This is a genomic window from Sulfurimonas sp. (genome assembly GCF_023229105.1).
Classification (GTDB): Bacteria; Campylobacterota; Campylobacteria; order Campylobacterales; family Sulfurimonadaceae; genus Sulfurimonas.
In genome coordinates this window covers 22,672-31,040 of sequence record NZ_JALNZY010000018.1, presented here as the reverse complement: position 1 = coordinate 31,040, position 8,369 = coordinate 22,672, and the positions used below count along the sequence as shown (strand labels likewise).

Genomic DNA, 8,369 nt, shown 5'->3' with positions numbered 1-8,369 from the left:
GAGAGACGCAAGAGTTTTTGGCGAGAATCAACAAAGAAGAGAGAGCAAAGCTCAACTACACAGTTGTCTCAGAAGCGGGAGCATCAGTTTACTCCGCTTCAAAGATAGCTTCGCAGGAGTACCCAAATCTTGATGTAACCATAAGAGGCGCTATCTCTATCGCTCAAAGACTCCAAGACCCGATGGCGGCACTTGTAAAAATTGACCCAAAATCTTTAGGCATAGGGCAGTATCAGCATGATGTTGACCAAAAACTTTTGGAAAAAAAGCTAACAGATGTAACTGTTGATTTGGTTAACCGAGTAGGAGTGGATATAAACTCAGCCTCACTTTCACTTTTATCTTATGTAGCAGGAATAGGCTCAAAAATCGCCCAAAATATCATAGCTTTTAGAGAAGAGAATGGAACTTTTAAAACAAAAGAGCAGCTTTTAAAAGTAAAAGGCTTAGGCAAAAAAGCTTATGAGCAGGCAGCAGGATTTATCCGCATAAAAGATGCAAAAAATCCCTTTGATAACAGCGGTATCCATCCTGAGAGTTATGAAGTTGCAAAGAAACTAATCGGTTTGGATTTGACAACGATAGATATAGAAGCTAAAGCAAAAGAACTTCGTGTTGGAATAGAGACACTCAAAGACATCATAAAAGAGCTTCGTAAGCCCGGTTTTGATCCCAGAGAAGAGTTACCGCCCATACCGTTTAAAGATGGCATAACGGATATAAAGATGCTAAAAGTGGGAAGTTTTGTCTCGGGAGTTGTGCGAAATATTGCAGACTTTGGGGCATTTGTGGATATTGGGTTAAAAAATGACGGCATGATTCACATCTCAAAGATGAGTGCAAAAAGAGTCTCTCATCCGCTTGAAGTTCTATCTCTCAACCAATATCTGCCTCAAATAGAAGTTATCTCAATAGATGAAGAAAAAGGAAAAGTCGGACTATCTCTGGCGTAATACAAGATGACACCAACTCTATATTTTTTAAGATCCTCAGAGCAAAAAATCGCAACCGGCATACTGCACTTCGCCTATCGTCTTGATGAAGTCGCTAAAACTGTTAAAGATGTTTTAGAGCTAGAAACTTACAGTAAATTTTACGGTCTCTCAACAAAAGATTTGGGACTTTATGCTTTAAGTGGGCATAAAATTGCAGGTGCAGCATGGATAAGAGTGCTAAGCAAAGAGGATAATGCAAACGGTTATATAGATGAGAAAACGCCTGTTCTTACCATCGGGGTAAAACCTGAATTTAGAGCTAAAGGCATAGGTTCTGCTATGCTTGAGCAGCTATTTTTAGAAGCGGGGGCACTTTTTGAGCAGATGAGCGTAAGTGTACTAAAGAGTGAAAAAAGTATTGGTTTTTTTAAAAGGCATGGATTTAAAGAGGTTGAAAATTCTTTAGGCAAAAGTCCCGTTGATTCTGCCGAAGTAGTGACTATGGTAAAAGAGCTACCAAAGGAGAGAGTCGTGCGACCAAGTGACGGCTACGACCCTCAAAAATGGATGGATTAAAATCTAAAAACGAACCATTAACCCCGCATAAAAACCTGAGAAGTCAAGATCTAGTATCGCATCAATACTGCTTTCATCAATATCTAACTTCTGCATTCTATAACCAATCTCTAAAGCAGGCTCTATAACTGGAATAAAGCTTAAAGTATAATCAACTTTTGCCCTAATATCATAAACAGTAGAATCACCCGTTGTAATGTACTTTATATCTGCTTCTAGACCAATATCTGTTGATGGTATCTCAACTCTTGCTCTTGCATATAGAAGCGGAATAGCAAAAGTTACACTGTCGCTATAGCCTGCAAATGGCGCAGACGGAGCCGCCGTGTAAGATGCATCAATGATTTTAATATCTAAACCCAAATCAAGCGTTATCCAAGCTGTGTTATCAAGAATATTGTAGTAGGGAATAATGTCATACTGTTTCATATCATAAGAGAGAGTGGTAAAGTTTCCCGTGCCAATATTAAAATCTTTAAACTGCCCACTTGCCACACCACTGTCTTCAAGACTTACATACTCTAACCTAAGATTTGGCAATATAGGAACAGGATGCTTTATAAGCATCCAAACATAAGCCTCTGTACTATCTTTTTCGCTTGAAGTGTAACTGCCATCAGCTCCGCCATCAGTATAGGTTGCAGTGCCTTTTGGAGTTTGCATCCATGCACCCGCACCCATCTCAACTCGCGCAATATCAGCCATAGCGCTAGAAGCCAGAACTGCTGTGCATACAAGGGTGTATAAAACTTTTTTCATATATAAAATCCTTCTAAATAGATAGGATTATTGTATCAAAATTTTACTTGATTGGTATAGGGTAAAAACCCTATACTAAGAGAAGAAGAAGGAGGTTAATTGATTATTTAACTGCAGCGATTGCAGCGTCGTAGTTTGGCTCTTCAGTGATTTCAGGGACAATCTCTTTATAGGTTACGATACCCTTTGCATCAACCGCAAAAATAGCTCTACATGTAACGCCTGCAAGAACAGAACCGCCAAGTAAAACTCCATAAGCCTTTGCAAACTCTTTGTTTCTAAAGTCTGATGCAACAGTTAAATTGTCAATTCCCTCTGCAGCACAAAATCTTCCTGATGCAAACGGTAAATCCATAGAAACAACAGTAGTTTTAACACCATTTAATTTTGCAACTTTTGTATTAAAGTTACGAGTTTCAGCAGCACATACAGCAGTGTCTAATGATGGAACAACGATAATTAGCTGCTTTACACCTTGCGCGCCACCAACTACCACATCACCTAAACCATCAGAGTTTACAACCGTAACCTCAGGTGCTTTATCACCGACTTTTACTTCATTTCCTAATAATTCTACGTCTGTACCTTTGAATTTTGTAGTTGCCATTTTTTAATCCTTAATTTTATTTTAAACGATGTCAGAAGCAATTCCACCATCTACGCTAGCCACCAAGGCACTAAAGCTTGACACATTCGTGTCAATATGATTTATTACATTTTGTAGAAGAAGTATATTTGAAATGGGATAATTTAACTCTTAATTAAAAAAAAGCCCTCTTAACGCCAAGCATTTCTTAAGTTAAATGACACTTTTTGGACAAACTTCTAACTCCTCAAGCGAACTAAACAGACCTTTTTCATACATCTCAACTCCAACCCTTCCTATCATCGCAGCATTATCCGAACAGTATTGTAGTTCACTCAAAAGCAGCTTTGCTCCGTAAGGATTTAAAAGCTTCTCTATCTGCGAGCGAAGATAGAGATTTGCACTAGCACCGCCAACAATAGCAAAAGTTTTTGGCCGAACTGTTTTAAAATACTTTTTGAGTTTTTGAACAATATGCGCAACCGCAATATACTCAAAAGAAGCCGCTATGTCTTTGTACTCGCTCTCATTAGCTTTTTCAACAGCTAGTCTAACTGAGTTTTTTAGTCCAGAGTATGAAAAGGCAATAAGTGGTGACTGATGCAGAGGAATGGTAAAGTTGTGTCTTTTTCTATCTCCGTCATGTGCAAGCTTTTCTATAAGCGGTCCCCCCGGATAACCAAGTCCCATCATCTTTGCCGCTTTGTCAAAACTCTCTCCAAAGCTGTCATCCATACTTTTTGCAACCGTCTTTATCTCTTGAAGGTTTTTTACTTCCATAACCTGCGTATGCCCGCCTGATACCAAAAGAACAGTTAGCGGAAACTGTGTCTCTTTTTCTATAAACAAAGAATATATATGCCCGATAAGATGATTTACTCCGATTATGGGAATATTTAGAGCGATAGAGATGGCCTTTGCCATAACGACTCCCTCAATAAGAGTGACTGTAAGCCCCGGAGAAGAAGTAACCGCAACTGCTTTTAAATCTTTAAAATAGGGCTTGCACTCCTCTAAAATCTTTGGAAGCGCTTCTGCATGAAGCCTAGCTGCAAGCTCTGGAACAACCCCACCATAAACACTATGTTCCAACTCTTGAGATATTTTTTTATGAAAAACAAGTTTTTTTGTAGCAATCTCAGTTATTGCAATAGCACTGTCATCACATGAGCTTTCAATTGAGAGTATCAAGATCTATCCTTTTGGTAAAATATTTAAGCATAAATATTCAAAACCATAGTACAAAAATAAAATTTTCTATCCTATAGTTATATAAAGCTATCCTATGTATCTTCTAACTTCTCTATCTATTGCAAACACATCATCTACGCTTTTTGGCATTGTATCAAACTTCTCGTAGGCTTTTATGATATTTTTTGCTATATCCATAAAGCCTATCTCACGAGCTATAAACTTCTTTATTGCAGCTTCATTTGCGGCATTTATGACTGTTCCTCTTGCAGGATTTTTTAAAAGTTCATCTTTTATCTGCCAGATTGGGTATCTATCTGTTCTGATTTCACGAAATTCCAAAGAGCCGACTTTTAGTAAATCCACATGAGGGAGTATATTTTCATCCATTTTAGCGTTAAGTGCAAAAGCAATAGGTAGCTGCATGCTGGCATTTGCAAAGTGAGCTGTTGTTGAGCCATCTTTAAAGTCAATAAGTGCGTGGATAAGTGATTTTGTCTCAATGATTGCATCATATTTTCCCTCTCCAAAGAGCCATCTAGCTTCTAGGAGTTCAAATATCTTGTTAACCATAGTAGCGCTGTCTATGGTTATCTTTTGTCCCATAGACCAGTTTGGATGTTTTTGTGTGTCTGCAAGAGTAGCGTTGCGAAGTTTTTTTATATCCCAGTCACGAAAAGCACCGCCACTTGCCGTGATAATCATCCGCTCAAAAGGTCTCTCTTGCATCAAGTACCAAAGCCCAAAGTGTTCGCTGTCTATGGGCTGAATCTTTAAAGTGTCTATAAATGAGCCACATGCGACAAGAGACTCCTTGTTTGCAAGAGCCACTCTTTTGTTGCATGATAAAGCAGTGAGTGTAGGATGAAGCCCCAAAAAGCCAACGAGAGCATTTACAACCAACTCACTTGAAGAGTCTTCTATCACTTTTAAGATGGCATCTTGCCCATAAAAAACGCTACTGTGATTTACTTTTGAGACATCTGCTTTATCCGCAATGACCACAACTTTTGGATTATGCTCTTTTATCTGCTTGTTTAAGAGTTCTATATTGTTGCCTGCGACAAGAGCTTCAACTACTATTGAAAACTTTTTTGCAACCTCTAATGTATTTACGCCGATAGAACCGGTAGAACCTAGAAGTATCAAATAAAAACCTTTTTTTCAAAAATATTTTCTCTATGATAATCAAGATAATCTAATCTCTTATTGTTTATAAAATTATTGTCTAAAGTATAACTACTTAAATAATCTTTGACATCTTCACTAAGTTGATTTGAATATATTATGTTTCCATTATCCTGAAATGAGATATACCCCTGATCAAATAAAATATCCATATTTCTACTTAATAACAACCCATTGTTTGGGTCATAAGCTTCTTTATCATCTGATTGAATAAATGGTTTAATATGACTTGCAACCAATGAAGGATAAGATAATTTTTCAACCATACATTTTGTTTGATGTAATTTCTCATATACTTCTTCTTTTAATTGATTTTTATAAATCCTGTGTAAATAATTATCTCGTTTAGATATTTTGTTAGTTGACTTTTCTTTTAGTATAATATGTGCATCTTCTTCAAAATACAACACTCCATCAATAAAAATCAAATCATCTAAATATCCTAGTATAGATTTAAAATGATTAACCTGATTATATTTTCTTAAATAAAATTCTATTTCATCCGCATTTTCTTTTGCTTTATTAAGTTCATTTTCAGTTAAATACCCTTTTGGAAAATCATTAATATTTTGTGTCATTAAAGCAACAATATCTTTTTTTGTAAGACTGCCAAGTTCTTCTAAAGTTTTTAGTAAAAAATTTATTTCTCTTTTCTGAGAACTAACTGTAATATCTCTATCAAAACTTGAATTTTCATAAACAATTCTAGAAAAAATTGTCTTCTTCTGTTGTTTTAACTTTGAAGTTAAAAATAATTTTGCCAATGGATGATATGTTTTTAATTGATAATTTATAAAACCTAATTTGACAAACTGGTTGATACTTTTTCTTAATGATGTATCTTTTAAGCCATTAACTTGACTTACCTCGTTTTGCAGATTATTGTATAAAGATGGTGTATATTTTGATGTATCATTATTATCTATAAAGTTTACTATTACTTCTAAAACTGAATTGAAATTTTTCCCATAAATAGCAGTATATGCTAATGTAACACTCCAATATTTTTCATATTTTTGTTCAGCCATTATTTTTCCTCAAATTTATTATTTCTAATGATAAACAAATACTCAGTATTTTTACTCTTTTTATCTTTGCCTGTTACTCTATAATCATGCGGTTTTTCTATAACTTGAATATCATTGGAATATCTACTGATTATACTGATTAATTCATCTTTTGAAGGGTATGAATTATTGTTGTAACTCAAAAGCCAATATTTAAAGTTTGAAAGATTTGAAAATAACTTGTCAAAAAGTTCTAATGAAGATTTTTTATCTATAAAGTTATTTTCAAAGGGCTTTAATTTTTTAGAATGAATATACTCATCAATTAAACCGTAAAATCCAAAATAATTATTCATAGTTCCGGTATATGGCGGGTCTAAATATATTACATCTGCACTAACTTTGTTTAACAAATCAAATGCATCATCATTATATACTTCATTTGATTGTTGATTATCAAAAATAGCTTTATTATAATCTTGAAGGTTTTTTATAATATGACTTTTAAATGACTCATTATGATACGCTCTTTTTCTTTTATATTTCGCATAACTATACTCTTCATCTCTAAGCTGTTTGATTTTTTCCCAATTTAGATTAAACCTTGAATAAGGCATTTTTCTTACCATCGCTCTACGGATTAAAGTGTACGCGATTGATTTTTTATATTCAGAAGATAATTTATCTATATTTTTTCTATATAAATCCAATTCCATGCACTCTTGTGGAAAAAAGAAAACCTCAGAATAATTTTTATACATAAATCCTTTTATTGTATTACCACTAAAAAGTATGTTTAAATCATCTTCATTTAATATCTCTTGATTATTTTCAATTAATGACTTAGCTAGATAATAATTGATTTTTAATATATCATTACTAACAACTTTCAGACCTCTTTTTTTCGCTTCGTAACCAATAGAAGAACCTCCACTAAAAGCATCAAAAACTGATTGTATGTCTTTTGGAAAATAATCACATATCCAATTAGCTAGCTTCTCTTTATTCCCAATATAATTTACTTTTGGGTATTTATTATCAAAAATCATTTAATTGCTACTATTTTCTATCATATTTTTTAAGTGTTTTGCAATTGCTTCTGCCATTAATGGTGGAACAGCATTGCCCACCTGTTGTTGTTGCGCAATGCTACTACTTTTAAATTCAAAACTATCTGGAAATGTTTGAAGTCTTGCTAATTCTCGAACACTCAAAGCCCTGTTTTGGGAATAATGAAACACTTTTCGCATATCACCGGTAATAGTAATAGAAGGTTTCTCACTATTATATTTTATATATTTTCTTACATCTCCACTTTTAGGTCTCACATTCTGAGGTATATGTTCTCGCGTTCCACCATCTTTTACAAAACTCATTTTATGAAGCATTTGCGGTGTATGTTTCATCGCTTTATGATTTAAAAGTGTCGATTCTTCTCCTGAATTCAACTTTGGCAAATCTTCTATTGCATCTTTAACTGTTTTATAGTTTGTATGAGTTTTGATTGGAAAAGTAATATTATAATTAACTCTTGAACCTAAAAATATAACTCTCTTCCTAACTTGAGGAACACCATAATCAGCCGAATTTAAAATTTGACATTTTACTTCGTACCCAAGTTTATTAAAATCCTCTATTATCTCTTCTCTCGTTTTATTTTTATTGTGTGTATATAATCTAGCAACATTTTCCATAACAAAGTATTTTGGCTGAACTACCCCTACTACTCTTACAAATTCTTTGAATAATCTATTTCGAGGGTCATCTATAAATTTTCTTCCTATACTACCTGCAATACTGAAACCTTGACATGGTGGTCCACCTATAATCACATCAACTTCTTGACTACTAGTTAATTCAAGTATCATTTCATTTTCAAGCTGTGTTATATCTTTTTGAATTAATTTATGCTTAGGAAAGTTTGCTTGATATGTTTCACAAAAATCTTTTTGAATATCTATAGAAAAAATATTTTGAAATCCTGATTTATCAAAACCAAGTGAAAAACCACCTGCTCCACAAAATAAATCAATATAGGTTAACATTTCTATTATTTTCCCTCTAATAGCTTATTGGAATTAATTAAATTTGGAACTTTCATAACACTTCCTCATTTTTTATACCCAA

Annotated in this window: 9 protein-coding genes; 2 read left to right on the top strand and 7 right to left on the bottom strand. The window is 34.0% G+C overall.

From position 1 onward, the window contains the following. Positions 1-953, top strand: a 953-nt coding sequence (locus M0Q17_RS04090) for a helix-hairpin-helix domain-containing protein (protein WP_295083575.1), incomplete at its 5' end; no start/stop codon positions are given. 6 nt (positions 954-959) lie between these two features. Beyond that, complete coding sequence (locus M0Q17_RS04085) at positions 960-1,511, top strand: GNAT family N-acetyltransferase (RefSeq protein ID WP_295083573.1); 552 nt, start codon at positions 960-962, stop codon at positions 1,509-1,511. 3 nt (positions 1,512-1,514) lie between these two features. On the opposite strand, the gene M0Q17_RS04080 is transcribed toward M0Q17_RS04085, so the two are convergent. The 7 genes from M0Q17_RS04080 to dcm form a co-directional block, all read right to left on the bottom strand. After that, positions 1,515-2,270, bottom strand: a complete 756-nt coding sequence (locus M0Q17_RS04080) for a TIGR04219 family outer membrane beta-barrel protein (RefSeq protein WP_295083571.1) — start codon at positions 2,268-2,270, stop codon at positions 1,515-1,517. A gap of 103 nt (positions 2,271-2,373) precedes the next feature. Beyond that, positions 2,374-2,877 carry a thiol peroxidase gene (gene tpx, locus M0Q17_RS04075; RefSeq protein WP_295083569.1) on the bottom strand — a complete coding sequence of 168 codons (504 nt, stop codon included), beginning with the start codon at positions 2,875-2,877 and terminating at the stop codon, positions 2,374-2,376. Positions 2,878-3,069: 192 nt separating this feature from the next. Next, the gene (tsaD, locus tag M0Q17_RS04070) at positions 3,070-4,047 is read right to left on the bottom strand and encodes a tRNA (adenosine(37)-N6)-threonylcarbamoyltransferase complex transferase subunit TsaD (RefSeq protein ID WP_295083567.1); all 978 of its coding nucleotides are present in this window, start codon (positions 4,045-4,047) and stop codon (positions 3,070-3,072) included. A gap of 87 nt (positions 4,048-4,134) precedes the next feature. Continuing rightward, positions 4,135-5,196, bottom strand: a complete 1,062-nt coding sequence (dxr, locus tag M0Q17_RS04065) for a 1-deoxy-D-xylulose-5-phosphate reductoisomerase (RefSeq protein WP_295083565.1) — start codon at positions 5,194-5,196, stop codon at positions 4,135-4,137. Then, positions 5,193-6,263 (bottom strand): HNH endonuclease, encoded by a 1,071-nt coding sequence (locus M0Q17_RS04060; protein WP_295083563.1) that lies wholly within the window; start codon positions 6,261-6,263, stop codon positions 5,193-5,195. Before M0Q17_RS04060 ends, dxr begins: the two co-directional genes overlap by 4 nt. Next, positions 6,263-7,291: a DNA adenine methylase gene (locus M0Q17_RS04055; protein ID WP_295083561.1), complete on the bottom strand. Its 1,029-nt coding sequence runs from the start codon at positions 7,289-7,291 to the stop codon at positions 6,263-6,265. Before M0Q17_RS04055 ends, M0Q17_RS04060 begins: the two co-directional genes overlap by 1 nt. After that, positions 7,292-8,287: a DNA cytosine methyltransferase gene (gene dcm / locus M0Q17_RS04050; RefSeq protein WP_295083559.1), complete on the bottom strand. Its 996-nt coding sequence runs from the start codon at positions 8,285-8,287 to the stop codon at positions 7,292-7,294. It abuts the gene before it with no gap. Positions 8,288-8,369 lie beyond the last annotated feature (82 nt).

Excerpts from the sequence above, each read along its gene's own strand:
- dcm (WP_295083559.1), bottom strand. The coding sequence starts at position 8,287 with ATGTTAACCTATATTGATTTATTTTGTGGAGCAGGTGGTTTTTCACTT.
- M0Q17_RS04060 (WP_295083563.1), bottom strand. The coding sequence starts at position 6,263 with ATGGCTGAACAAAAATATGAAAAATATTGGAGTGTTACATTAGCATAT.
- tpx (WP_295083569.1), bottom strand. The coding sequence starts at position 2,877 with ATGGCAACTACAAAATTCAAAGGTACAGACGTAGAATTATTAGGAAAT.
- M0Q17_RS04085 (WP_295083573.1), top strand. The coding sequence starts at position 960 with ATGACACCAACTCTATATTTTTTAAGATCCTCAGAGCAAAAAATCGCA.
- M0Q17_RS04080 (WP_295083571.1), bottom strand. The coding sequence starts at position 2,270 with ATGAAAAAAGTTTTATACACCCTTGTATGCACAGCAGTTCTGGCTTCT.
- M0Q17_RS04055 (WP_295083561.1), bottom strand. The coding sequence starts at position 7,291 with ATGATTTTTGATAATAAATACCCAAAAGTAAATTATATTGGGAATAAA.